The sequence below is a fragment of the Bacillus sp. S/N-304-OC-R1 genome, from assembly GCF_019749375.1.
Lineage (GTDB): Bacteria > Bacillota > Bacilli > Bacillales > Cytobacillaceae > Cytobacillus.
This window is the reverse complement of sequence record NZ_JACWFE010000024.1, coordinates 140,025-166,070: the sequence shown is the minus strand read 5'-3', so window position 1 is coordinate 166,070 and position 26,046 is coordinate 140,025. Positions and strand designations below refer to the sequence as shown.

Below are 26,046 nucleotides of genomic sequence, written 5' to 3'. Positions count from 1 at the left end.
AGGGGGTAAAGCATAATGACTAGAAAAGTATTAGTATTAGGTGAAGTCCGTGATGGATCATTGCGTAATGTTTCCTTTGAAGCAGTAGCTGCAGCTAAAACAGCAGCAGAGGGCGGAGAAGTTGTAGGAGTTCTTATTGGTGATTCTGTAAGCGCTTTAGGAGCAGAATTAATCCAATATGGAGCTGATCGTGTTGTTACAGTTGAAGACGAAAAACTGAATCAATATACACCTGACGGCTATTCTCAAGCAGTCATGGCTGTTATCAATGAAGAAAAGCCAGAGGGTATGATCTTTGGTCATACAGCGCTAGGAAAGGATTTAGCTCCAAAGATTGCTGCTAAGTTAAGCTCTGGACTAGTTTCGGATGTTACGGCTTTAGAAGTAGCTGGAGGAAACCTTGTTTTCACTCGTCCGATTTATTCAGGCAAAGCATTTGAAAAGAAAATTGTTACGGATGGGGTCGTTTTTGCAACTATTCGTCCAAATAATATTAGCCCGCTTGAAAAGGATGCATCTAAAACAGGAAACGTTACTTCCTTATCCGTTGATATTAAAGATTTACGCACGATCATTAAAGAAGTTGTTCGCAAGGCAAGTGAAGGTGTCGATCTTTCTGAAGCAAAGGTTGTTATTGCCGGCGGACGCGGAGTAAAAAGTGAGGAAGGCTTCGGTCCATTGAAAGAGCTCGCTAAAGTTCTAAATGGCGCTGTCGGTGCTTCCCGTGGTGCGTGCGACGCTGATTATTGTGATTATTCATTGCAAATTGGCCAAACCGGAAAGGTTGTTACACCTGATTTATACATTGCATGTGGTATTTCAGGAGCAATTCAGCATCTTGCCGGAATGTCTAACTCGAAAGTAATCGTTGCTATTAATAAAGACCCGGAAGCGAATATTTTTAAAGTGGCTGATTACGGAATTGTAGGAGACTTATTTGAAGTCGTTCCAATGCTTACTGAAGAATTTAAGAAGCTGTTAATAAACGCATAACTTATTTAAACAAAAACGGGTGGCAATGCCGCTCGTTTTCGTTCATAAATGGAAAGCAATAAGCCCCAAATATGAATACATAAAGAATAAATAGGGAAAATTACGAGCGAAGCAAATAGTTAGCAAGTGCAAAAAAACAATGGTATACTTTCGGTATATTTATTATTTGAGTTAATTTTAGGAGGCATTTAATATGGCAATTATAAACGCTACAGATCAAACTTTCTCAACAGAAACTGGATCAGGAGTTGTACTGGTAGATTTCTGGGCACCTTGGTGCGGACCTTGTAAAATGATTGCTCCTGTGCTTGAAGAGCTAGACGCTGAAATGGGCGATAAAGTTAAAATTGTTAAAATTGATGTTGATGAAAACCAAGAAACTGCTGGCAAATTCGGAGTAATGAGCATTCCAACTCTACTCGTCTTCAAAAACGGAGAAGCTGTAGATAAAGTTGTTGGCTTCCAGCCAAAAGAAGCTCTTGCAGAACTTCTATCAAAGCATGCATAATAAGATTAGAATGGTAAGGGGTCTGACTTAGTCTGGCCCCTTACTCATTTCTAAGCGCAATAGCGCATCCGCATTTCTATTTTGGAAGTGATATTATGAATGAAATCATTAAGAACAAACTAATGCTCCTGCCTGATCAGCCAGGCTGTTATTTAATGAAGGACCGTCAAGGCACTATTATTTATGTAGGGAAGGCAAAAGTGTTAAAAAACCGAGTCCGCTCCTACTTTACTGGTTCACATGACGGCAAGACACTAAGATTAGTCAATGAAATTGAAGACCTCGAATATATTGTTACTTCCTCGAATATGGAAGCATTAATCCTTGAAATGAATTTAATAAAAAAATACGATCCAAAATATAATGTCATGCTCAAGGATGATAAAAGCTATCCGTTTATTAAATTAACTGCTGAAAGACATCCCCGCCTCATTACTACCCGTAAGGTAAAGAAGGATAAGGGGAAATATTTTGGCCCTTATCCAAATGTCCATGCTGCCAATGAAACAAAAAAATTGCTTGATCGGATTTATCCATTAAGAAAATGCTCTACATTGCCTGATCGTGTTTGCCTTTACTATCATCTAGGACAATGCCTGGCTCCTTGTGTGAAGGAAGTAAGCGAACTCGAATATAAAAAAATGGTCGATGAGATTACTCGTTTCTTAAATGGCGGCTATAAGGAAATTAAGAAGGAACTAACCGAAAAAATGACTGCTGCCGCGGAAGAGCTGGACTTCGAAAAAGCGAAAGAATTTCGTGACCGGATTGCTCATATTGAAGCAACAATGGAAAAACAGAAGATGACCTCGACTGATTTTACCGATCGCGATGTATTTGGCTTTGCGGTTGACAAAGGCTGGATGTGTGTCCAAGTTTTCTTTGTTAGACAAGGAAAATTAATTGAACGCGATGTTTCTATGTTTCCAATATATAATGAACCAGAGGAAGAAATGTTAACGTTTCTTGGTCAGTTTTATTTAAAAACCAATCACTTTAAACCTAAGGAAATATTAATTCCAGATGAAGTTGATTCCGGAATGGCTGAAGAGTTATTAGGTGTTAAAACGGTAAAGCCACAGCGCGGACAGAAAAAAGATTTAGTTAAGCTCGCTTGTAAAAACGCTAATATAGCCCTGCAAGAAAAGTTTTCTCTGATTGAAAAAGATGAGGATAGGACCATCAACGCGGTTGAAAATTTAGGAAACCAGCTTGGCATTTATACTCCTCATCGTATTGAAGCTTTTGATAACTCCAACATCCAAGGGACTGATCCGGTATCTGCAATGGTTGTTTTTATTGATGGAAAACCTGAAAAACGAGAATATCGAAAGTACAAAATAAAATCTGTACAAGGACCGGATGATTATGAGTCCATGCGTGAAGTGGTACGCAGGCGATACTCTAGAGTATTGAAAGAAAACTTACCGCTGCCGGATTTAATTATTATTGATGGTGGTAAAGGGCATGTTGAAGCAGTAAGAGATATTCTGGAAAATGAATTAGGCCTTGATATACCTATATCTGGTCTTGTTAAAGATGAACGGCATAGAACTTCACAGCTCTTATATGGCGATCCATTAGAAATGATCCCTTTAGGAAGAAATAGTCAGGAGTTTTATTTACTGCAAAGAATACAGGATGAGGTTCACCGCTTTGCGATTACATTCCACCGTCAGCTAAGAGGGAAAAATGCCTTTCAATCTGTACTGGATGATATATCAGGAATTGGGGAAAAACGAAAAAAACTGCTCCTGAAAACATTTGGATCTGTTAAAAAAATGAAAGAAGCCAGTATTGATGAATATAGAAAAATAGGAATACCAGAAGCAATTGCAGAAGAATTAAAAAGAAAATTACAGGAATAGTATTGTTAGAAAAAATTGAACATGCTATAATTACTGAAAATTTAATATCACTTTATAAAACTAAAGCAGTCAATAATGACTGTTAAGTAAAAGTGAAGGTAGAGGTGCGAACTTCAATAGTAAAAGCTTGGAGAAGAGTGAGCTTCAATGAAAAGCTTTGAAAGGGAATGTTCGCCGAAGTGGAGGGAATCTCATTACTTGCTCCGCTGGTCTTGCATTGAATAAATGTAAGATTGTCAAGACAAAACCGTCTTGGAGAGCTATCTCACTGTGTGAACCGTATTTTTTCTACGTTTTTAAACACAGCAATGGGATAGAGTCTCATTGCTTTTTTTTATGCAGAAATCCAAAACATTGCAGTATTTCACGCATATTTTATAAAGCGATTGACGGAAGATTTGCAAAAAAGAAAGCGATGATTTTAGAAAGAGGGGTAAAAAATGGGACTGATTGTTCAAAAATTTGGCGGGACATCTGTTGCAAATGTGGATAAAATTCAAAACGTAGCCAGTCGGGTAATCGAGGAGAAGAATCGGGGCAATGATGTAATCGTAGTTGTTTCAGCAATGGGGAAATCAACAGATGAGCTAGTTGGTCTTGCAAAGGAAATCTCTACAAGTCCAAGCAAAAGGGAAATGGACATGCTTTTAACTACGGGTGAACAAATTACAATATCCTTGTTGGCAATTGCTTTAACTGAAAAAGGATATCCGGCTATTTCTTTAACAGGATGGCAGGCAGGAATCAAAACGGAACCAGTACATGGAAATGCAAGGATACTGGATATTGATACAACAAGGTTAGAACATGAGCTAAGCCAAGGTAAAATTGTTATTGTTGCTGGGTTTCAGGGAATTACAGAAGATGGATCCATTTCAACACTAGGGCGTGGAGGCTCAGATACAACAGCAGTTGCGATTGCTGCTGCATTGAAGGCGGATAAATGCGACATATATACAGATGTAACGGGTGTATTTACGACCGATCCACGATATGTGAAGGATGCTAGAAAATTATCGGCAGTTTCATATGATGAGATGCTTGAACTTGCCCATTTAGGTGCTGGTGTATTGCATCCAAGAGCAGTAGAATTCGCTAAAAATTTTAATATTCCAATTGAGGTCCGCTCAAGTATTGAAAAGGAAGCAGGAACGATTATTAGGGAGGAAGTAACTATGGAGCAAAGTTTAGTTGTACGCGGGATAGCATTCGAGAACGAAATAACAAGAGTCACTGTTATTGGGTTGCCTAACTCCTTAACAGGCCTATCTGTTATATTTTCTGAATTAGCCAAAAATCATATTAATGTTGATATTATTATTCAAAGTACTCTCGCTGATCGAGCCGCAAATTTATCTTTTTCAATAAAAAACGAAGACCTTGATGAAACGATTAAAGTACTTGAAAATTGCAAAGAAAAATTAAACTATAGTCGAATTGAGTCAGAAGCTGGTCTTGCCAAGGTATCCATTGTTGGCTCAGGAATGGTATCAAATCCAGGGGTAGCTGCAGAAATGTTTGAAGTACTAGCTTCTAATGATATTGAAGTAAAGATGGTAAGTACATCGGAAATAAAAGTATCAACGGTTATTGGACAAGCAAAAATGGTCAAGGCTGTTGAAATACTTCATGAAGCCTTTCAATTATCTGGTCTGCAAGTCGAATCTTAAAATGAAAAAGGCTTTCAAAACATTATTGAAAGCCTTTTTCCTGTCAGTATGAAAATTCAGCCCTGTCCTTTTTATCCCATTTTACAGTAAACTGGATTTTTCCTTTTCTTTTATTAGGATGTTCAAATGCTTCGCAAATGACTTCTGATTGCATTTCAATTTGCTGAGCAATGAAACCTGCCTCAAGCTGAAACGTACATTCATTGTTTTTTTGATAGCGCTCTTTAATAAAAGAACTAGATAATTCAAATTCCATTTCATTTTTTGACTCTTTTAATAAGGCTAGGTTTCCCCAAGAAGCCTGCTGGAAGAAATCGATAATTTCGGATACTGATTCTAGAGGATATTTTCGGGCGAGTCTTTTTCCTGCCCAATATAAGATTTCCGGTGTATCATCACCTAATATGTCATGTAAAAGAATTTCCCGAATAAGTTCGTATCCAAACACGGAAATGGAGTCGGCTTTTTGTTCGATCGTCTTTAATTCTGAAGCTGTTTCGTTCAAGCTTAGATCCCCTCTCTCTATTATTCTTCTATTATATACAATAGGCGAGAAGTTTAGATATAGAATGATGAAAAAGAGGGCTATTTTTGCAGAGAAAGATTAATGATTTTCTAATATAATTACCCAGTTTAGAAAGCACTTGGTAAATAAGGAAAATAAGGTTCTAAGTCGTCATATTAGTATATTTTTATGATTTTATAATTAACAATATTTTATGCATTCGTTTCCTTGACGCTCTATGATGTTGGGAGTAAAATGGACATGTCACATAATTGTAAGAAAATGATATGCCATTTTCGAAATGATGTTTTGATGTAATTTCTTAATATCCTAACTCTAATTAAGAGTGAGCATCTAGACATCTTGCAAAAATTTAGGGGGGTAAATTATGGCGGGTAATCGAGAGTTTTTAAATCGCAGATTGCATTCATTACTTGGTGTTATTCCTGTAGGACTATTTTTAGTTCAGCATCTTGTAATCAATCATTTTGCAACAGGGGGAGAGGAGTCCTTTAACAAGGCAGCAGGATTTATGGGAAATCTCCCATTTAGAATCTTCTTAGAAATTTTTATTATTTTCTTGCCTTTATTATTTCATGCCATCTACGGACTTTATATTGCTTTCACAGCTAAAAACAATGTAAGCAAATTCGGATTTTTCCGAAATTGGATGTTCATGCTTCAACGTGTCTCAGGTGTTATTACACTTATTTTCGTTGCATGGCATGTATGGGAAACTCGTATACAAGCAGCATTTGGAGCAGAAGTGAACTTCCAAATGATGGAGAATATCCTGTCTAATCCATTTATGTTCTGGTTTTACTTAGTAGGTGTGGTTTCAACGATTTTCCACTTCTCTAATGGTTTATGGTCATTCTGTGTAAGCTGGGGAATTACACTTTCTCCACGTTCACAGTTAATATCAACATACGTAACAATTGTTATCTTCATTTTATTATCAATTGTTGGTATTCGTGCGCTTACTGCGTTTATTTAATGCGTTAAAGTAATAAAAATGTTCGGTAAAATATTTTGCTTTAGTTTTACAAAGTAATAGGGAGTGAGTCACTATGGCTAAAGGTAAGGTAATCGTTGTCGGCGGCGGTCTAGCCGGCTTAATGGCAACAATTAAAGTTGCAGAATCAGGGACTCCGGTTGAGTTATTTTCCTTAGTTCCGGTTAAACGTTCTCACTCTGTTTGTGCCCAAGGCGGTATTAACGGAGCTGTAAATACTAAAGGTGAAGGCGATTCACCATATATCCACTTTGACGATACAATTTATGGCGGAGACTTCTTAGCAAATCAGCCTCCAGTTAAAGCAATGTGTGAGGCTGCACCTGGAATTATCCATTTATTTGACCGTATGGGTGTTATGTTCAACCGTACACCTGAAGGTTTACTTGACTTCCGTCGCTTTGGTGGAACACAGCATCACCGTACAGCATTCGCTGGTGCGACAACTGGTCAGCAGCTGTTATATGCACTTGATGAGCAAGTACGACGTCAAGAGGTTGTAGGACTTGTTACAAAGTATGAAGGCTGGGAATTCCTAGGTGCGGTTATTGATGATGATGGCGTTTGCCGTGGTATTATGGCACAAAACTTAACTTCTGGTGAAATCCAATCATTTGCTGCAGATGCTGTTATTATGGCAACTGGCGGACCTGGAATTATTTTTGGTAAATCAACAAACTCTGTTATTAATACAGGCTCTGCTGCATCTATCGTATATCAGCAAGGTGCTTACTATGCTAATGGTGAGTTCATCCAAATCCACCCAACAGCTATTCCTGGAGACGATAAACTTCGTCTAATGAGTGAATCCGCTCGTGGTGAAGGCGGACGTGTATGGACTTATAAAGACGGTAAACCTTGGTACTTCTTAGAAGAGAAATACCCTGCATACGGAAACCTAGTACCACGTGATATCGCTACACGTGAAATTTTTGATGTGTGCGTAAATCAAAAGCTTGGTGTTAATGGTGAAAACATGGTGTATCTTGATCTTTCACATAAAGATGCACATGAACTTGATATTAAACTTGGTGGTATTATTGAAATTTACGAGAAGTTTATGGGCGATGACCCGCGTAAAGTACCAATGAAAATTTTCCCAGCTGTTCACTATTCAATGGGTGGACTATGGGTTGATTATGATCAGCAAACAAATATCCCAGGTTTATTTGCTGCTGGTGAGTGTGATTATTCACAGCACGGTGCGAACCGCTTAGGTGCTAACTCATTGCTTTCTGCTATTTATGGCGGAATGGTTGCAGGACCAAATGCAGTTAAATACATCGATGGATTAGAGAAGAGTGTTGATTCTATTTCTTCATCTGTATTTGAACGTCATGTTAAACAAGAAGAAGCTAAATGGAATGAAATCATGTCATTAGACGGAAATGAAAATGCGTATGTTATTCATAAAGAACTTGGTGAATGGATGACTGACAACGTAACAGTTGTTCGTGAAAATGCTAAATTATTGAAGACTGACGAAAAGATCGTGGAGTTAATGGAACGTTTCAAGAAGATTAATATTAACGATACGGCAAAATGGAGTAACCAAGGAGCTGCATTTACTCGTCAGCTTAAGAACATGCTTCACTTATCCCGAGTTATCACAATCGGTGCATACAACCGTAATGAAAGCCGTGGTGCTCATTACAAACCAGAATTCCCTAAACGTAATGATGAAGAATTCTTAAAGACAACAATGGCTAAATTCACAGGAGAAGATACAGCACCTGCATTCCATTATGAAGATGTTGATATTTCTCTCATCAAACCACGTGAACGTGACTATACAAAAAAACATTAAGAAAAGGGGAGAGTAACTGATGAGTGATAAAAAAACAGTTCGCTTTATAATAACTCGTCAAGACAATCCGAATTCTGCGCCTTACGATGAAGAGTTCGATGTAGAATACCGTCCGAACCTTAACGTTATTTCAGCGCTAATGGAAATTCGCCGTAACCCTGTAAATACAAAAGGTGAAAAGACAACGCCAATTGCATGGGATATGAACTGTCTTGAGGAAGTATGTGGTGCATGTTCAATGGTTATTAACGGCAAGCCGCGCCAATCTTGTTCGGCACTTGTTGACCAATTAGAACAACCAATTCGTTTAGCTCCTATGCGTACGTTCCCTGTTGTCAGAGACTTACAAGTAGACAGAAGCCGTATGTTTGATTCATTGAAAAAGGTTAAAGCATGGATTCCAATCGATGGTACGTATGATCTTGGACCTGGACCGCGTATGCCTGAACCAAAACGTCAATGGGCTTATGAGCTATCTAAATGTATGACTTGCGGAGTATGCTTAGAAGCATGTCCAAACGTGAATAGCAAAACAAACTTTATGGGACCAGCTGTATTTAACCAAGTGCGCTTATTCAACGCTCACCCAACTGGTGAAATGAATGCTGCAGAACGTTTAAATGCATTTATGGATGATGGCGGAATGACAGGGTGCGGTAACTCACAAAACTGTGTTCAATCATGTCCAAAAGGTATTCCAATTACAACTTCTATTGCGGCTGTTAACCGTGCAGCTACAATCCAAGCCTTCAAAAACTTCTTCGGAAGCGATTCAGTTTAATAATTTATTAAGCCCTTCTTCCTTTTGGGAAGAGGGGTTTTTTGTGCGAGTAATAATAAAAAAGTTTTCATTTTTTCCAAATAGTAATATAATGGGAGAAAGTTCAAATGAATGGTTATTCATTTTTGAAATGAGATTGGGGGAAATGAGATGAGCAGAATAAGCTATATAGAAGATTTGTCCGTTTGGGAAGCAGATTTTGATTTCTTTCATGAAGTAAAGGTGCGATTTTCTGAAACAGACATGTTTGGGCATTTAAACAATACGGTGCCTTTTACATATTTTGAAGTAGCAAGAATTGAGTTTTTTAAAAGTAAAGGCTTTATGCAAGAATGGGTGAATCCAAAAAATGAAACCATTCCCGTTGTTGCTGATCTGCAATGTGATTTTTTAAAACAAGTGTTTTTTGATGAAAGAATTCAAATATTTGTAAAAGCTGCCTCAATCGGAACATCATCGGTTGATCTTCATTATATGGGAAAAAAAGAAGACGGAACGGTTTGTTTCACCGGAAGAGGAACAATGGTGCAAATTTCTAAAAAGACGGGTAAAGGTGTAGCTTGGACAGAGGAAATGAAAAAGCTGCTTCAGCATCAGACCGTTGAATTTTAAATTACCATACATAAATTTTAAAAATAAAACATTCTCCTTATTGGAATTACAGTCACTCAAGTCCTTTCGTTGACATATGATATGATGACTAAATATATACCCATCCCGCGGTTCATAGCTGGCGAAAGGCAAGGAGGGTTACAATACTTGAAGGAGAACGAATTTACTCATAAGCCGTTACTCACCAAACGAGAGAGAGAAGTATTCGAACTGTTAGTACAAGATAAAACAACTAGAGAAATCGCTGGTGAATTGTTTATAAGCGAAAAGACGGTTCGAAATCATATTTCGAATGCCATGCAAAAGCTTGGTGTTAAGGGGCGATCACAAGCTGTTGTAGAGCTCCTTCGAATGGGAGAGCTAGAACTTTAATTAAGACCGGCAATCTATTATTGGTTGCCGGTTTAAATTATTTAGAACATATGAAACCATCATTTAATTCTTCTATTTCTACTTCTATTAATTCATCCTTGAAATTTAGCTGAAAAAAGGTGAAAATAAATGCAACAGTATTGTTTGTTTAATCATATTAATAGATTTGAAATAGCAATATGGGAGTTGTATTTTAATGGATGTAGAAGAAGTGAAAATAATGGAAGACATAGATACTGTAGCCGTGATTGAAAAGGAGCTTCGTTATATATCAGGCATCATTAAGCAAAAAGGCAGGGAAATATTAAGCAATTATAAAATAACCCCGCCCCAATTTGTTGCCCTGCAATGGCTTTTTGAAGAGGGAGACATGACGATTGGAGAGTTGTCGAACAAAATGTACTTGGCATTTAGTACAACGACAGACCTTGTTGATCGTATGGAAAAAAATAACCTCGTTAAAAGAGTAAAGGATCCGAATGACAGAAGAGTAGTAAGGATTCACCTGTTAGAAGAAGGAGAACGAATCATTGACGAGTGCATAAAAAAACGTCAATTGTATTTAAAAGAAGTGCTCGTTAACTTTACAGATGATGAAGTTCAGCTCTTAAAAAACAACTTAACTAGACTACATCAAGATATGCGCAAAGAATGAGGCGGTTTGTTTGGAAAATCCGATAGGTATTATCGATTCAGGTGTCGGAGGCCTAACCGTAGCTAAGGAAGTTATGAGACAGCTTCCACATGAGGAAATTGTTTATCTAGGGGATACAGCAAGATGTCCTTACGGTCCGAGATCTGGTGAAGAAGTAAAGGCTTTTACTTGGGAAATAACTAGATTTTTATTAAATAAGAAAATAAAAATGCTTATTATTGCATGTAATACAGCTACTGCAGTTGCTCTTTATGAAATTCGTGATCAGCTGTCTATCCCTGTAATTGGAGTCATTACTCCAGGTGCAAGGGCTGCAATTAAGACAACAAAGAATAAAACAATTGGTGTCATTGGGACAGAAGGTACAATAAAAAGCGGTGCATATGTGAAGGCTTTAAAGCAAATTAATAGTCGTGTGAAGGTTCACAGTCTGGCATGTCCAAAATTTGTTCCTCTTGTTGAAAGTGGTGAATATGACGGATTATTAGCCCAGAGAGTTGTGGCTGAAACATTAGAACCACTTAAACATAGAGGGCTGGACACGTTAATTTTAGGCTGTACACATTACCCGCTCCTTGAGCCTCTTGTGAAAAATGCAATAGGTGATGGAGTTAGTGTGATTAGTTCCGGGGATGAAACAGCACGAGAGGTTAGCACGATATTATATCATCAAGGTTTATTAAATACTAGTGAGAAAGAGCCAAACCACCAATTTTTTACGACGGGCTCTACAGACATGTTTACAAAAATTGCTTCTAAATGGCTGGACATACCTGTTGCTAATGTGGAAAAAGTAATGATATAGATGCCTCCAAAATGGAGGCATTTTTTTCGATATTAAAAGGAGCTGGCTTGATATTTATTTAATCTGCCATAATTGGAAACAATAAAAAGAAAAGTATATGATAACATGGTAGAATAAGAAGAAAATAATAGAATAAGGTGATATGCTTTGTACGCACAGGCTGAAAATTATTTAAAGCAATACTTTGGATATTCATCCTTTCGTTCAGGACAAAAGGAAATAATCCAAAATTTATTACAGCAAAAAAATACGCTAGGCATCCTTCCAACAGGAGGAGGCAAATCCCTCTGCTTTCAGATTCCTGCACTCATTCTCCCTGGTACTGCCATTGTGATTTCTCCGTTAATCTCCTTAATGAAAGATCAGGTTGATGCATTATTAACTGCAAATATACCAGCCACTTTTATCAACAGCTCTCTAAATATGCAGCAATATAAAGAACGAATGGCTGAAATTAAGGCTGGTAAATTTAAGTTAATTTATGTCGCTCCAGAACGTTTTGAATCAGACAGTTTTATAGATTTAGTGAATTCTCTGCAGATATCAATGATCGTTTTTGACGAGGCTCATTGTATTTCTCAATGGGGTCATGATTTTAGGCCAAGCTATCGATCAATTGTTGAGAAATTAAATAAATTGAGACAGGTTCCTGTAATTGCCGCATTGACAGCTACAGCAACAAATGATGTAGCAAATGATATTCGAAATCTCTTAAACATACATGAATCTGATCGTTTTATTACAGGGTTTGCTAGAGAGAACCTCTCTTTTCATATTATGAAAGGCGTTAATAAGAGGGAATTTATCGCAAATTATATAAAAGATCATCCAAATGAATCAGGGATAGTTTATACATCAAGCCGCAGAGAAGCTGATCAGCTCTATAATTTTCTAAAAGGATCAAATTCCGTTTCTAAATATCATGCGGGGATGAGTGAGGAAGCGCGGAAGGAATCACAAAATCAATTTGTTTTCGATGAAGCAGATATTATGATTGCGACAAACGCATTTGGAATGGGGATTGACAAATCGAATGTCCGTTTCGTTATCCATTATAACCTTCCGCGTAATATTGAAGCATATTATCAGGAAGCTGGACGTGCAGGAAGAGATGGGGATGAAAGCTCCTGTTATTTATTATTCTCACCTCAGGATATTGGACTGCAAAAATTTTTAATAGAGGAATCCAATCTGGATTTTCAAAAAAGAGAGCAGGAATATAATAAATTAAAGCAAATGGTTCATTACTGTCATACAGAAAAATGTTTGCAAGCCTATATTATTGAATATTTTGATTCGCAATATCAGAGTTCAGGATGTGGGAAATGCAGCAATTGTTTGGACAAGCGTGAGCAAGTGGATATTACAGAAGAATCATTAATGATATTCTCATGCATAAAAAGAATGGGAGAGCGATTTGGAATCACTTTAACAGCACAAGTGCTAAAGGGCTCTCAAAATAAAAGAATTCGTGAATTTAATTTTAACAGTCTTTCTACATATGGGCTGCTTCGTGATTATAAAGAAAAGGAAATTACTGACATCATAAATTATTTACTTGCAGAAGGATATTTAACGTTAACGGATAGTAAATATCCGGTCGTTAAGCTTGCTGAAAAAGCAATCCCAGTAATTAAGAAAGCTGAAAATGTAACTATGAAAAAGACAATTCCAGCAGCTAAAATCCAGAATGAAGGAAATAATGATTTATTCGTTGTTCTTCGGACTTTACGCAAGAATATTGCCGATCAGGAGAAGGTCCCTCCCTATGTTGTATTTCCGGATACGGCTTTAAAGGAAATGAGTACGTATTTCCCTGATGATCAAGATTCGATGCTTCGAATCAAAGGGGTTGGTCAAGTGAAATTTGATCGATACGGAAAATATTTCATGGAAGAAATAAAAAAGTTTAAGGAAGAGCATGGAATTGAGATTGATTCAAACCCTGAGATTGAAAAAATTCCAGATATAAGTAGTGATATACCCAGTTACATTGTTTCTTACAAATATTATGAAGAAGGCATGACCATTAAGGAAATAGCGAAGAAACGCAGCTTTTCTCTTTCTACTATTCAAAATCATATTATACGGGCTGTTCAAGAAGGGGAAAAAATTCAATGGTCTGATATTTTTGATGATGAGACTGAGAAAATGGTTATGGAAGCTGTAAATAGGGTTGGAATAGAAAAGCTAAAACCAATTAAAGATGAGCTTGATTCTGAGATAGACTATTTTATTATAAAGGCAGTATTAGCGAAAAATAGTAATTAGAAAGTTTGTATACTAAAAATATAAGGCAAATAATAACTCCTAACTTAGACAGTTAAAAAAGCGTAAGCTGATTTTTTTTTCAACTAGCCGGTCTAAATTACAAACAGGCTCGTATACATGTAGTACAAACTGTTCTTTGGAGGGATTATATGTCTATAAATAAGAAAACAACGATCGTTTCAGCTGTCTTTGTCTCATCAGTGTTGTTATCAGGGTGCGGGTTATTTGGAGGAAGCGAAAAGGAGAAGATAGATCCGCCGAAATCAGTTGCATATGAAGAGGATCAAAAGTCAGTAGAGGGCCAAACAGATGCGGAAATGGATTCTGCAGGAAGTGATGAAGCTGTTACAAACTCGATTGCAACAGAGCTTTATTTACTTAATAAAGATGGTTTAGTCGTTCCTCAGACGTTAAATCTTCCGAAAACTCAATCAGTTGCCAAACAGGCATTAGAATATTTAGTCAAGGATGGGCCAGTAACAGAAATGCTGCCTAATGGCTTTATGGCTGTTCTCCCGGCAGATACGAAATTATCTGTCGACATTAAAGATAAAGTAGCAACAGTTAACTTTTCAAATGAGTTTAAAGAATATCAGGCAGAAGATGAACAGAAAATTCTTCAATCTGTTACTTGGACATTAACGCAATTTGATTCCATTGAAAAAGTAAAATTTAAGTTGAATGGCCACGAGCTGAATGAAATGCCTGTTAATGGCACTCCAATAGGAGAGGCTTATAGCCGAGCGAATGGGATTAATTTGGATACATCCGATGTCCTTGATATTCATAATACGAAACCTCTAACTGTTTACTACATTGGTGGAGAGGAAAACTCTTATTATTATGTCCCTGTTACAAAGAGAGTGACAAATAACGAAAAGAATAATTTGGTCGCGGTTGTAAATGAGCTTGTAAAGGGTCCAAATTTGGCATCCAATTTGGAAAGCGACTTCCTGGCAGATGTAAAGCTAATAGATGAGCCGAAGATTGAAAATGGTAAGGTAACTCTAAACTTTAATGAAGCCATCTTAAGTAGTTTTGAAGAAAAAATCTTGTCAAAACATATTTTGAACTCGCTTGTTCTATCTCTAACTGAACAAAAAGGAATTGAAAGTGTAGCAATTACCGTAAATGGCGAGGCTGGTTTTGTCAATGAAGATGGACAAAAAATGACAGAACCTGTATCACGTCCTGAAAAAGTAAATACAGGTAGTTTTTAAAAAAAATATTTTTGATATACTATATAAAGACAATGAAAGAGGTGGCTGGCATGCCCCCTCTTCTTTATTGTGTCTGATTAAGGAGGAATTGAATGATGCGAGCTGATGGACGTGAACAACAACAATTAAGACCTGTACATATTGAAACGAATTATTTAAAGCATCCTGAGGGATCTGTTTTAATTAGTGTTGGAGACACTAAGGTGATTTGTACTGCTAGTATAGATGAAAGAGTTCCTCCTTTTATGCGGGGAGAAGGGAAAGGCTGGATTACAGCCGAGTATTCCATGCTTCCAAGAGCAACGGAACAAAGAAATATTCGTGAAGCAGCAAAGGGAAAAATCTCTGGACGTACTATGGAAATACAGCGCTTAATTGGCCGTGCTCTTCGTGCTGTTGTAGATCTTGAAGCGATTGGGGAGAGAACAATTTGGCTAGATTGTGATGTAATTCAGGCAGACGGTGGCACTAGAACTGCTTCTATTACTGGTGCGTTTGTTGCTATGGCTATTGCGTTAGATAAGCTTTCAAAAAGTAAAAAGCTTGCTGGCTATCCAATAAAAGACTTTCTAGCAGCAACTAGTGTAGGGATTCTAGAAAATAAACAAGTAGTCGTTGATTTGAATTATATTGAAGACTCAAAAGCTCTAGTGGATATGAATGTAGTGATGATAGGAAACGGCGATTTTGTTGAATTACAGGGAACTGGAGAAGAAGCGACATTTTCATACAATGAGCTTCAAGAACTATTAAAAGCAGCTCAAGATGGAATCCTTACTCTATTTGAAAAGCAGAAGGAAGCATTAGGACAAGACATCACAAATAAAATAAATGCTAGAAAAGAAAGCTTAGAGGGGAAGGCATAATATGCAGGAAGTCATTATTGCTACTAAGAATGCGGGTAAAGCGAAAGAGTTTGAACAAATGTTCCTGCCGCTTGGTTATGCGGTCAAAACTCTAATTGATTTTCCAGAAATAAACGATATTGAAGAGACAGGAAACACATTTGAAGAAAACGCTATATTAAAGGCCGAAGCGGTTTCAAAAGTGTTAAATAAAATAGTCATTGCAGACGATTCAGGTCTGTCAATCGATGCATTAGATGGGCGTCCAGGGATATTTTCAGCCCGTTATGCAGGAGAAGCAAAAAATGATGAAGCGAATATAGTAAAAGTGCTGGATGAATTAAAGGTTGTGCCGGATGATCAGCGTCAGGCAAGATTTTATTGTGCACTAGCTGTTGCTGCCCCTAATCAGGAAACCTTTACTGTTTTAGGAGCTTGTGAGGGTGTCATCTTGCGTGAGAAAAGAGGCACAAATGGATTTGGATACGATCCCATTTTCTATGTTGCTGACAAGGAAAAAGCAATGGCTGAATTAAGTCCTGATGAAAAGGCACAAATTAGTCATAGAGCCCTTGCTCTTAAAAAATTAGAAAGCTTGCTGCCGACACTATTGCAAAAGGCAGGGAAAGCATGAGGATTTTAATTTTAAGTGATAGCCATGGGTTGACTGAGGAATTAACGGAAATTCGGAAGAAACATTCAAAAGAAATCTCGATGCTTGTTCATTGCGGCGATTCTGAGTTGGAAACAAACCACTCTTGTTTAGAGGGGTTCACTGTAGTGCGGGGAAATTGTGATTTTGATGAAAGTTTTCCTGAAGATCTTATTGAAGATATTGGCAAATATAAAATGTTTATTACTCATGGACATCGCTATTCTGTAAAATCAACTCTTTTAAATTTGAGTTATCGGGCAAAGGAGCTAGGTGCTAATATTGTTTGCTTTGGTCACTCTCATTATTTGGGGGCAGAGATCATTGACGATATCCTGTTTATTAATCCTGGAAGCATCAGGTTGCCTAGAGGACGAAAAGAGAAAACTTATGTAATAATGGATGTCGATAATAATGAGATTAATTTGCGTGTCTTTGACATAAAGCATGGTGAAATAAGTGAATTAGCCCAAAGGTTTTTATTGTAATAATCGAGTTAAAAAAGTTAGGGGAATAGCTTCTCCTAACTTTTCAAAAAAAAAAATAGGTTTTTGTATTGACTTTTGATTGTTAGCCTAATATAATAAAAAATGTCTTTGAAAATAATGTGTTTAAATAACTGAGCAAGAAAAGTAGAATAATGACTTGCCAAAATGGTTATTTATCATATATTATACAGTATATGTCCCAGTAGCTCAGCTGGATAGAGCAACGGCCTTCTAAGCCGTCGGTCGGGAGTTCGAATCTCTCCTGGGACGCCATCTATACATTAAATTAATTACATATCTACCGAAATCAGCTCACCTATTAGGTGAGTTTTTTTGTTTTTGTTATATTTCTTATACAAGATATTTGTCCAGTGGCGGACAGCTGTCAATACAAGTTAAAAGACAGAACCGTTTTGAGGAAAATGATTGCAGTCAAAAATAAATAGCAACAGGATTAATTAATTTTTGAAACTATTTAGAAGTACGCAAAAACAAAAAAGATAAAAAATTTATTAAATTTAAGATCATTTATATATCAAGGATGAAAGCGGATACATCAAATCAGATTAATTAAAATTATCAAATAATTTGCAAATAGGGTGTTGACGGTTTAATAAAATGGGCGTAAGATAGTCCTCAATATAAGAAATATAAAGTCCACAAAAAAAGAAATCAATCCTTTTAGTTGGTTCCGAAATTTCTTAATTAGTTTTTTTTAACCTAAAAATTCAATGGTTTAAAGCATTAAAAAATGATGCAATATTGAAAAAGCGAAGAAGAGGATAAGTAGCCTTATGATAGGGAATTTACAGAGAGCCGGCGGCTGCTGAAAGTCGGTAATTCCAGCATAAAGTGAACTCACCTCAGAGCACCAGCTTGAAAGAGTCAATCTAGTAAAGTTGGTCGGGTGCTGCCCACCCGTTACCAAAACGAACAGATAAAACTGTTCATAAGTGCACGCTTTTGCGTGAATTTAGGGTGGTACCGTGGAATAGGTTATTAAGCCTTTTCATCCCTATACCTACGATAGGTAGGTTTATGAGGGATGGAAAGGCTTTTTTTATTTGAATAATGATAATGTAAGGGAACAAAGAGGAGGTTTAATAAGAATGTTGCAGGAAGCTGCCTATACAGAAACAAACCTTGAGACGAGAGAAGTCACAGGTGCTGATCTGTTATTAGAAGCCTTGGAAAGGGAAAAGGTAGAAGTAATTTTTGGTTATCCAGGAGGAGCTGTACTACCGATTTATGATAAAATTTATCATTCAAAAATCCTCCATGTTTTACCTAGACATGAACAAGGCGGAATTCATGCTGCGGAAGGTTACGCTAGGATTTCCGGTAAGCCGGGGGTTGTTATTGCGACTTCAGGACCAGGAGCGACAAACATTGTTACAGGATTAACAGATGCAATGATGGATTCACTGCCGCTCGTCGTATTTACGGGTCAGGTAGCTACTAGTGTCATTGGCACTGATGCTTTTCAAGAAGCAGATATTCTTGGAATTACAACACCAATAACAAAATATAACTATCAAGTTCGAAATATTGAAGATATTCCAAGGATCGTCAAAGAGGCATTCTATATTGCATCAAGCGGAAGACCTGGTCCAGTGTTAATTGATATTCCAAAAGATATTGCAGCTTCTGTATCAAACCCTCCAGAAGAGCAGGAAATTAATTTACCTGGATATCAGCCAACTTTACAGCCTAACTATTTACAAATCCGCAAATTAACAGAGGCTGTAAGCAGTGCAAAGAAACCAGTTATATTAGCAGGAGCAGGAGTGCTTCATGCTAAAGCTTCACAAGAATTAAAGGAATATGCAGAACAGCAGCAAATTCCTGTTATTCATACATTACTAGGCTTAGGTGGTTTTCCGGCAAACAACGATTTATTCGTAGGGCTTGCAGGGATGCATGGCTGCTACGCTGCGAATATGGGCTTAAGCGAATGTGATTTACTTATCAATATCGGTGCTAGATTTGATGATCGATTAACCGGAAATCTTCAGCACTTTGCTCCAAAAGCAACAGTAGCTCATATCGATATTGACCCAGCTGAAATTGGCAAAAATGTTCCGACGGCTATTCCAATTGTTGCGGATGCGAAAGAAGCGTTAAAGCAATTAGTGCAGCAAAATGGCAAGCCTCCAGTTAACATAGAGTGGTTAGAACAGCTAAAGAAATGGAATGAAGAATATCCATATTATTTCGGTGAATCGAATGCGGAAAATATGAAACCTCAAAAGACGATGCAAATGCTTTTTGAGAAAACAGCTGGAAATGCAATTGTCGTCACAGATGTTGGACAGCACCAAATGTGGGCTGCACAATATTATCGTTTCAACGAGGCGGATAGATGGGTGACTTCAGGAGGATTAGGAACAATGGGATTCGGTCTTCCAGCAAGTATTGGAGCCCAGTTCGCAGACCCTGATGCTTGTGTTGTAGCAGTTCTTGGAGATGCAGGATTCCAAATGTCAACTCAAGAGCTTGCGGTCATCAGAGAGTTCAACCTACCAATCAAGATTTGTATTTTTAACAATCACTCTTTAGGAATGGTTCGACAATGGCAAGAAATTTTCTACGAATCACGTTTCTCGCATAGTAAAATTTCAGTTCAGCCTTCATTTGTAAAACTAGCAGAAGCCTATGATATTAAAGGTTATGTGATTCGTTCAGAGGAAGAGGCAGAGAGAATTTTAAATGAGGTTTTACATGATCGAGAGCCTGTTCTATTAGATTTTAGAATTGATCCAGACGAAAATGTATATCCAATGATCGCTCCAGGAAAAGGATTGCATGAAATGGTAGGTGCTAAGCCTTGAAAAGAACAATAAGCATGACAGTATTAAATCGTCCAGGAGTATTAAACCGAATTACTAATCTTTTCTCAAAGCGAAACTTTAATATTGAAAGTATTTCGGTCGGCCTTACAGAACATGATGGTGTATCAAGAATTACATGTGTCGTTCATGTAGAAAGTGATCGCGAAGCAGAACAGATCACGAAACAGCTAAACAAACAAATTGACGTTCTAAAAGTAATGGATATTAGTGACCAAGCGATTGTTGCGAGAGAATTGGCATTAATTAAAGTTCTGTCAACTCCGCAAACAAGAAGTGAAATTTATGCACTGATCGAACCATTTCGCGCAAACGTTATTGATGTTGGCAAGGACAGCTTAGTTATCCAAATTACTGGCGAATCAGAAAAAATTGAAGCCTTCATCGAATTAATTAAGCCATATGGCATTAAAGAGCTTGCAAGAACTGGATCAACGGCTTTCCCGAGAGGAACACAGCGTTCATCAAAGGAACCAAAAACGATCTCTATCGTTTAGAAATAGGCGTTTTTCAACAAATTAGCCTAATAATAACCGGAAAATTCAAAATAAAAAAATAAATCGAGATAAAGAAAGGGAGATTCAAAATGGCAAAAATGTACTATAACGGAGACGCAAATGCAGCATATTTAAACGGAAAGAAAGTAGCAGTAATTGGTTACGGATCACAAGGTCATGCACATTCACAAAACATGAGAGACAGCGGTGTTGATGTTATCATCGGTCTTCGTCAAGGGAAATCATGGGATAAAGCTGTAGAAGATGGCTTCCAAGTATACTCTGTTGGTGAAGCGACTGCACAAGCAGATATCATCATGATCCTATTGCCAGATGAAATGCAAACAAAAGTATACAATGAAGAAATTAAACCTAACTTAACAAATCAAGCAATCATGTTTGCTCACGGTTTCAATGTTCACTTTAACCAAATTGTACCTCCAGCTGATTGTGATGTACTACTTGTTGCTCCTAAAGGCCCTGGACATTTAGTGCGAAGAACTTATGAGCAAGATGCAGGTGTTCCAGCTCTATTCGCTATCCATCAAGACGTAACAGGTGAAGCAAGAGAGCTTGCATTAGCTTATGCAAAAGCGATCGGATCATTACGTGCAGGTGCATTAGAAACAACGTTCAAAGAAGAAACAGAAACAGATCTTTTCGGAGAGCAAGCAGTTCTTTGCGGCGGTTTAACTTCACTTGTAAAAGCTGGTTTCGAAACATTAGTAGAAGCTGGATACCAGCCAGAACTTGCTTACTTTGAAACATTACACGAGCTTAAACTAATTGTAGATTTAATGTATGAAGGCGGAATGGCTGGAATGCGCTATTCAGTTTCTGATACAGCAGAGTGGGGAGATTTCGTAACTGGTCCTCGAATTGTTGATGCTCGAGTGAAAGAGGAAATGAAGGCAGTTCTAAAAGATATCCAAGATGGCAAATTTGCACAAGGCTGGATTTTTGAAAACCAAACAAACCGTCCTGTTTATACTGCAATCAAGGCTAGAGAAAACGAGCATTTAATTGAAAAAGTAGGTAGAGAGCTAAGAGCGATGATGCCATTCATTAACCAAGGCAAGAAGAAAGAAGTTGTTGGCAGTGCAAAAAATTAAAATTTTCGATACAACTTTGAGAGACGGAGAACAATCAGCCGGTGTCAACCTTAACTTATCAGAGAAACTTGAAATTGCGAGACAACTAGAAAGATTGAATGTTGATATCATTGAAGCAGGCTTTCCAGCTGCTTCAAAAGGTGACTTTACATCCGTTCAAAAAATCGCTCAAATGGTTAAAAACTGTTCAGTAACCGGGCTTGCCCGCAGCGTCGTATCTGATATTGACGCTGCGTGGGAAGCACTAAAGGATGGTGCTGAACCACGACTTCATACATTTTTAGCAACATCTCCGATCCATCGTCATTATAAATTGAAGATGTCAAAGGAAGAGGTAATCGAGACAGCAGTTCAATCCGTTAAATATGCGGCAAAAAAATTCCCGATTATTCAATGGTCGGCTGAAGATGCATCACGAACTGAACTTCCTTTCCTTGCTGAAATTATCGAGCAAGTTATCCAAGCAGGCGCACATGTCATTAACTTGCCTGATACGGTTGGATACGGTACTCCTGAAGAGTATGGGAAGATTTTTAAATATATTAGAGAAAATGTTCCTTCAATTAATAAAGTCTCTTTATCAACTCATTGCCATGATGATCTTGGAATGGCTATTGCAAATTCTCTTGCAGCAGTTGAGAATGGAGCAACTCAAGTTGAAGGAACAATTAATGGAATTGGTGAAAGAGCAGGAAACGCTGCTCTTGAAGAAATTGCTGTGGCCCTTCATATTAGAAAGGATTTCTACAATGCTTCAACTCGCCTTAACCTTCAAGAAATCAGCCGCTCAAGCAGCTTAGTAAGCAAGCTGACTGGTATGGTTGTACCAGCTAATAAAGCGGTTGTTGGAAAGAATGCATTTGCCCATGAATCAGGTATTCACCAAGACGGTGTACTAAAAGAAAAAACAACTTATGAAATTATATCTCCAGAATTAGTTGGAGTTCAGTCTAATTCTTTAGTACTTGGAAAGCATTCAGGCAGACATGCCTTTAAAAATCGTTTAAATGAACTAGGTTTAAGCGTTCCGGATGAAGAAATCAATAAATTATTTGTATCCTTTAAAGAATTGGCTGACCGGAAAAAAGAGCTTACTGATTATGATTTAGTGGCACTTGTACTTGATGACAAATTGTCTAAAGAAGTGAGTTTCTACGAGCTTAATCAAATACAAGTTCAATATGGCACAAACCAAATTCCAACAGCGACAGTGACACTGACAGGTATTGACAAAGAGATTATTCAAGAAGCAGGTACTGGAGCGGGAAGTATCGAGGCTCTTTACAATACGCTTGAAAAATGTGTAGATGGCACAGTGAATCTACTAGATTACCGAATTCAATCAGTTGGTGCAGGAAGAGATGCATTAGCTGAGGTCTACGTAAAAATGAAATATTTAGATGTAGAAACTAGCGGGCGCGGACTTGCACAAGATGTGCTGGAGGCTTCAGGAAAGGCATATTTAAATGCCGTTAACAGAGTCATATATATGAAAAATATGGGGCGGGAATTTAGCTTAGCCTAGTTAAATTGAATGAATCATTTTAAATTACTTTTAATTTCTTTCATACATCAAGAACTGCTCATAATGAAAAAAACGGAGGGATAGTAATGGAAAAGCGTATCGCTGTACTGCCAGGAGATGGAATCGGCAAAGAGGTTGTAAAAGGAGCAATTGAAGTTTTACAGGCTGTAGGAGAGCGTTTCGGCCACCAGTTTGTTTTCCAATATGGAAAAATAGGTGGAGAAGCAATTGATACGGTTGGTACCCCTCTGCCCGATGAAACAGTTGAACTTTGTAAACAGAGCGATGCGGTTTTGCTTGGGGCAGTTGGCGGACCTAAATGGGAAAGTCAGCCACCCCACCTCCGTCCCGAACGCGGGCTTTTAAAGATTCGTAAAGATTTAAATTTATATGCAAACTTACGGCCAACTGCCTATTATCAAAGTCTTGCAGATTCTTCTTCGCTTAAGAGGGAAGTCATCGAAGGCGTAGATATGTTAATGGTTCGGGAATTAACAGGCGGCTTGTACTTCGGTAAACCGAGTGAACGCACAACTCGTGATGGCGAAGATGCTGTAGTAGATACTTTATTTTATAAAAGAGCAGAAATGACAAGAGTCATTAAACTTGCTTTTGAGCTTGCCAAGACACGTAACGGCAAAGTGACTTCAGTCGATAAGGCTAATGTGCTCGAGTCAAGCAGAATGTGGAGAGAAGTGGCTGAAGAAGTTGCAAAGGATTATCCGGAGGTTGTTCTTGAACACATGCTAGTTGATAATGCAGCCATGCAGCTTATTAGAAAACCAACCCAGTTTGACGTGGTTGTCACAGAGAATCTATTTGGTGATATTTTAAGTGATGAAGCATCTGTCTTAACAGGATCATTAGGAATGCTGCCTTCTGCAAGTTTATCAGAAGAAGGTCCTTATTTATTTGAACCAATTCATGGCTCTGCACCCGATATTGAAGGGAAAAATCTTGCAAATCCATTAGCTACGATTCTATCAGCAGCAATGATGCTTCGTATATCTTTCGATTTGCATAGAGAAGCTGAAGCGATTGAACATGCGGTTAATCAAGTTCTTGATTCAGGCTATCGTACTCCTGATATTATGTCAGCAGGCAAGAAGCGTGTCTCAACTACTGAAATGGTAGAACAAGTCAAGGCAACCTTACTTGACAACGAAGCAATCCTAAACATTATGGGAGCTTATGCATAGAAAAGCGGAAGCGCCTTGGTCAGGGGCGACAAGCATAAGACGGGCCAGTGAGAAGGTTGTCCTTTAACCTTCTTGCTGGAGCGGCTTATGACCTAGAGCCCCTAGGCGCAGGAGCTAGACAAATAGAAAAGCGGAAGCGCCTTGATCAGGGGCGACAAGCATAAGACGGGCCAGTGAGAAGGTTGTCCTTTAACCTTCTTGCTGGAACGGCTTATGACCTAGAGCCCCTAGGTGCAGGAGCTAGACAAATGGAAAAGCGGAAGCGCCGTGTGACACGACCTGAAATGGTCGTGTTCTTTTTAAAAATGACAATAATACATTTAATGTTTGAACATATATTGAGCTGGAACATTTAGTAGAAGGGAGAGAATAATATGGGGAAATCAATTATTGAAAAGATTTGGGAAAAACATATTGTCCATCAGGAAGAAGGGAAGCCAGATTTACTATATATTGACCTTCATTTAGTCCATGAGGTTACATCTCCGCAGGCATTTTCAGGATTAAGAATGAAAAATCGGAAGGTAAGAAGACCAGATCGGACTTTTGCAACTGTTGACCATAATATTCCGACAGACAATCGATATGAAATTAAGGATGAAGTTGCATTAAATCAAATGTCAACACTAGAAAAGAACTGTCTCGAGTTTGGGATTGAATTAGCAGGTATCGATAGTCCAGATCAAGGAATTGTTCATGTAATAGGACCAGAGCTTGGTTTAACACAGCCAGGTATGACGGTTGTTTGCGGCGATAGCCATACTTCTACACATGGTGCCTTTGGATCTATTGCGTTTGGGATTGGGACAAGTGAGGTTGAGCATGTTTTGGCAACACAATCAATCTGGAGAGCAAAGCCGAAAACATTAAAAATCGAAATTAACGGTGAACTTAAAACGGGTGTAACGGCTAAGGATGTTATTTTATACATTTTAGCTAAAAACGGCTTTGATTTTGGAACAGGTCACATCATTGAATATTGTGGCGATACCATTAGAAGAATGACAATGGAAGAAAGAATGACCATTTGTAATATGTCCATTGAGGGTGGAGCACGAGCTGGTTTAGTTAGTCCTGATGAAATTACCTTTAATTATATTCAAGGAAGAAGATACGCACCGAAGGGCGATGACTTTGCAAATGCTGTTGAAGAATGGAAGGAATTAGTTTCAGATTCTGATGCTCAATATGACCGCGAAATTTTTATTGATGCAAGCGATATTGCCCCAATGGTAAGCTGGGGAACAAACCCTGCGATGACGTCAAAAGTATCTGATCAAATTCCAACAATCAATGATTGTCAAACTGAAATTGACAAGAAATCACTACTACGTGCATTAGATTATATGGGATTAGAAGAAGGCCAGAAGATTGAAGATATTGAAATTCAGCATGTCTTTATCGGTTCCTGCACAAATTCGAGAATAGAGGATTTGCGCCAAGCTGCTAGCATTGCTAAAGGAAAGATAGTACATCCAAATGTTAGAGCGCTGGTCGTTCCTGGATCACAGCAAGTAAAGAAGCAGGCAGAAGCTGAAGGGTTAGATATCATTTTCAAACAAGCTGGTTTTGAATGGAGAGACTCAGGCTGCAGTATGTGTTTAAGCATGAATAATGATATCGTTCCAAGTGGGGAGCATTGTGCTTCAACATCCAATCGAAACTTTGAGGGACGCCAAGGGTCTGGAGCTAGAACGCATTTAGTCAGTCCCCTGATGGCATCAGCTGCAGCTATTTATGGAAGATTTGTAGATGTTACGTCATTAATTACGGCTGATACAGTTCAATAGGGGAGGG

23 protein-coding genes, 1 tRNA gene, 1 riboswitch and 1 other annotated feature are annotated in these 26,046 nt (G+C 38.0%); of the genes, 23 read left to right on the top strand and 1 reads right to left on the bottom strand.

What is annotated here, in order from left to right; genetic code table 11:
- Positions 1-15: 15 nt before the first annotated feature.
- The 4 genes from H0173_RS19265 to H0173_RS19250 all read left to right on the top strand — a co-directional run bounded on the left by H0173_RS19265 (position 16) and on the right by H0173_RS19250 (position 5,039).
- Positions 16-993 carry an electron transfer flavoprotein subunit alpha/FixB family protein gene (locus H0173_RS19265; RefSeq protein ID WP_221848389.1) on the top strand — a complete coding sequence of 326 codons (978 nt, stop codon included), beginning with the start codon at positions 16-18 and terminating at the stop codon, positions 991-993.
- Positions 994-1,186: 193 nt separating this feature from the next.
- Positions 1,187-1,501 (top strand): thioredoxin, encoded by a 315-nt coding sequence (trxA, locus tag H0173_RS19260; RefSeq protein ID WP_221848388.1) that lies wholly within the window; start codon positions 1,187-1,189, stop codon positions 1,499-1,501.
- A 95-nt stretch (positions 1,502-1,596) separates the two neighbouring features.
- Positions 1,597-3,369 (top strand): excinuclease ABC subunit UvrC, encoded by a 1,773-nt coding sequence (gene uvrC, locus H0173_RS19255; RefSeq protein ID WP_221848387.1) that lies wholly within the window; start codon positions 1,597-1,599, stop codon positions 3,367-3,369.
- Between the two features lie 91 nt (positions 3,370-3,460).
- Positions 3,461-3,640: riboswitch (Lysine riboswitch) on the top strand.
- A 169-nt stretch (positions 3,641-3,809) separates the two neighbouring features.
- Entirely contained in the window at positions 3,810-5,039 is a 1,230-nt protein-coding gene (locus tag H0173_RS19250; protein WP_221848386.1) for an aspartate kinase, read from the top strand.
- A 43-nt stretch (positions 5,040-5,082) separates the two neighbouring features.
- Here H0173_RS19250 and H0173_RS19245 read toward each other — a convergent pair whose 3' ends face one another.
- Positions 5,083-5,544, bottom strand: coding sequence for a YslB family protein (locus H0173_RS19245; protein WP_221848385.1), 462 nt, complete (start codon positions 5,542-5,544; stop codon positions 5,083-5,085).
- A gap of 388 nt (positions 5,545-5,932) precedes the next feature.
- On the opposite strand from H0173_RS19245, the gene H0173_RS19240 reads away from it, so the two are divergent.
- The 19 genes from H0173_RS19240 (at position 5,933) to leuC (ending at position 26,039) form a co-directional block, all read left to right on the top strand.
- Positions 5,933-6,541 (top strand): succinate dehydrogenase cytochrome b558 subunit, encoded by a 609-nt coding sequence (locus tag H0173_RS19240; protein ID WP_221848384.1) that lies wholly within the window; start codon positions 5,933-5,935, stop codon positions 6,539-6,541.
- Positions 6,542-6,614: 73 nt separating this feature from the next.
- Positions 6,615-8,366 carry a succinate dehydrogenase flavoprotein subunit gene (gene sdhA / locus H0173_RS19235; RefSeq protein WP_221848383.1) on the top strand — a complete coding sequence of 584 codons (1,752 nt, stop codon included), beginning with the start codon at positions 6,615-6,617 and terminating at the stop codon, positions 8,364-8,366.
- Positions 8,367-8,385: 19 nt separating this feature from the next.
- Positions 8,386-9,147: a succinate dehydrogenase iron-sulfur subunit gene (gene sdhB / locus H0173_RS19230; RefSeq protein WP_221848382.1), complete on the top strand. Its 762-nt coding sequence runs from the start codon at positions 8,386-8,388 to the stop codon at positions 9,145-9,147.
- Positions 9,148-9,297: 150 nt separating this feature from the next.
- Positions 9,298-9,759 carry an acyl-CoA thioesterase gene (locus H0173_RS19225; RefSeq protein WP_221848381.1) on the top strand — a complete coding sequence of 154 codons (462 nt, stop codon included), beginning with the start codon at positions 9,298-9,300 and terminating at the stop codon, positions 9,757-9,759.
- Positions 9,760-9,906: 147 nt separating this feature from the next.
- Positions 9,907-10,131 (top strand): helix-turn-helix domain-containing protein, encoded by a 225-nt coding sequence (locus tag H0173_RS19220; RefSeq protein ID WP_057771856.1) that lies wholly within the window; start codon positions 9,907-9,909, stop codon positions 10,129-10,131.
- Positions 10,132-10,351: 220 nt separating this feature from the next.
- A complete protein-coding gene (locus H0173_RS19215; RefSeq protein ID WP_396021278.1) occupies positions 10,352-10,786 on the top strand; it encodes a MarR family winged helix-turn-helix transcriptional regulator in 435 nt (144 codons plus the stop codon).
- Between the two features lie 10 nt (positions 10,787-10,796).
- Positions 10,797-11,591: a glutamate racemase gene (racE, locus tag H0173_RS19210; RefSeq protein ID WP_221848379.1), complete on the top strand. Its 795-nt coding sequence runs from the start codon at positions 10,797-10,799 to the stop codon at positions 11,589-11,591.
- A gap of 147 nt (positions 11,592-11,738) precedes the next feature.
- The gene (gene recQ / locus H0173_RS19205) at positions 11,739-13,862 is read left to right on the top strand and encodes a DNA helicase RecQ (RefSeq protein ID WP_221848378.1); all 2,124 of its coding nucleotides are present in this window, start codon (positions 11,739-11,741) and stop codon (positions 13,860-13,862) included.
- Between the two features lie 149 nt (positions 13,863-14,011).
- Positions 14,012-15,082: a GerMN domain-containing protein gene (locus H0173_RS19200; protein WP_221848377.1), complete on the top strand. Its 1,071-nt coding sequence runs from the start codon at positions 14,012-14,014 to the stop codon at positions 15,080-15,082.
- Positions 15,083-15,177: 95 nt separating this feature from the next.
- A complete protein-coding gene (rph, locus tag H0173_RS19195; protein WP_221848556.1) occupies positions 15,178-15,948 on the top strand; it encodes a ribonuclease PH in 771 nt (256 codons plus the stop codon).
- A gap of 1 nt (position 15,949) precedes the next feature.
- Positions 15,950-16,561 (top strand): XTP/dITP diphosphatase, encoded by a 612-nt coding sequence (locus H0173_RS19190; RefSeq protein ID WP_221848376.1) that lies wholly within the window; start codon positions 15,950-15,952, stop codon positions 16,559-16,561.
- Positions 16,558-17,067, top strand: a complete 510-nt coding sequence (locus H0173_RS19185; protein ID WP_221848375.1) for a metallophosphoesterase family protein — start codon at positions 16,558-16,560, stop codon at positions 17,065-17,067. The genes H0173_RS19190 and H0173_RS19185 overlap by 4 nt, the downstream gene beginning before the upstream one ends.
- A gap of 196 nt (positions 17,068-17,263) precedes the next feature.
- Positions 17,264-17,340: transfer RNA gene (locus tag H0173_RS19180), tRNA-Arg, on the top strand.
- 491 nt (positions 17,341-17,831) lie between these two features.
- Positions 17,832-18,087: a binding site (T-box leader), on the top strand.
- Positions 18,088-18,176: 89 nt separating this feature from the next.
- Complete coding sequence (ilvB, locus tag H0173_RS19175) at positions 18,177-19,898, top strand: acetolactate synthase large subunit (protein ID WP_221848373.1); 1,722 nt, start codon at positions 18,177-18,179, stop codon at positions 19,896-19,898.
- Positions 19,895-20,413: an acetolactate synthase small subunit gene (ilvN, locus tag H0173_RS19170; RefSeq protein WP_221848371.1), complete on the top strand. Its 519-nt coding sequence runs from the start codon at positions 19,895-19,897 to the stop codon at positions 20,411-20,413. Before ilvB ends, ilvN begins: the two co-directional genes overlap by 4 nt.
- Positions 20,414-20,502: 89 nt before the next feature.
- Positions 20,503-21,525, top strand: coding sequence for a ketol-acid reductoisomerase (ilvC, locus tag H0173_RS19165; RefSeq protein ID WP_221848369.1), 1,023 nt, complete (start codon positions 20,503-20,505; stop codon positions 21,523-21,525).
- Positions 21,512-23,050 (top strand): 2-isopropylmalate synthase, encoded by a 1,539-nt coding sequence (locus tag H0173_RS19160; RefSeq protein ID WP_221848367.1) that lies wholly within the window; start codon positions 21,512-21,514, stop codon positions 23,048-23,050. Before ilvC ends, H0173_RS19160 begins: the two co-directional genes overlap by 14 nt.
- A gap of 86 nt (positions 23,051-23,136) precedes the next feature.
- Positions 23,137-24,249 carry a 3-isopropylmalate dehydrogenase gene (gene leuB, locus H0173_RS19155; protein WP_221848366.1) on the top strand — a complete coding sequence of 371 codons (1,113 nt, stop codon included), beginning with the start codon at positions 23,137-23,139 and terminating at the stop codon, positions 24,247-24,249.
- A gap of 374 nt (positions 24,250-24,623) precedes the next feature.
- Positions 24,624-26,039, top strand: coding sequence for a 3-isopropylmalate dehydratase large subunit (gene leuC / locus H0173_RS19150; protein WP_221848363.1), 1,416 nt, complete (start codon positions 24,624-24,626; stop codon positions 26,037-26,039).
- Positions 26,040-26,046 lie beyond the last annotated feature (7 nt).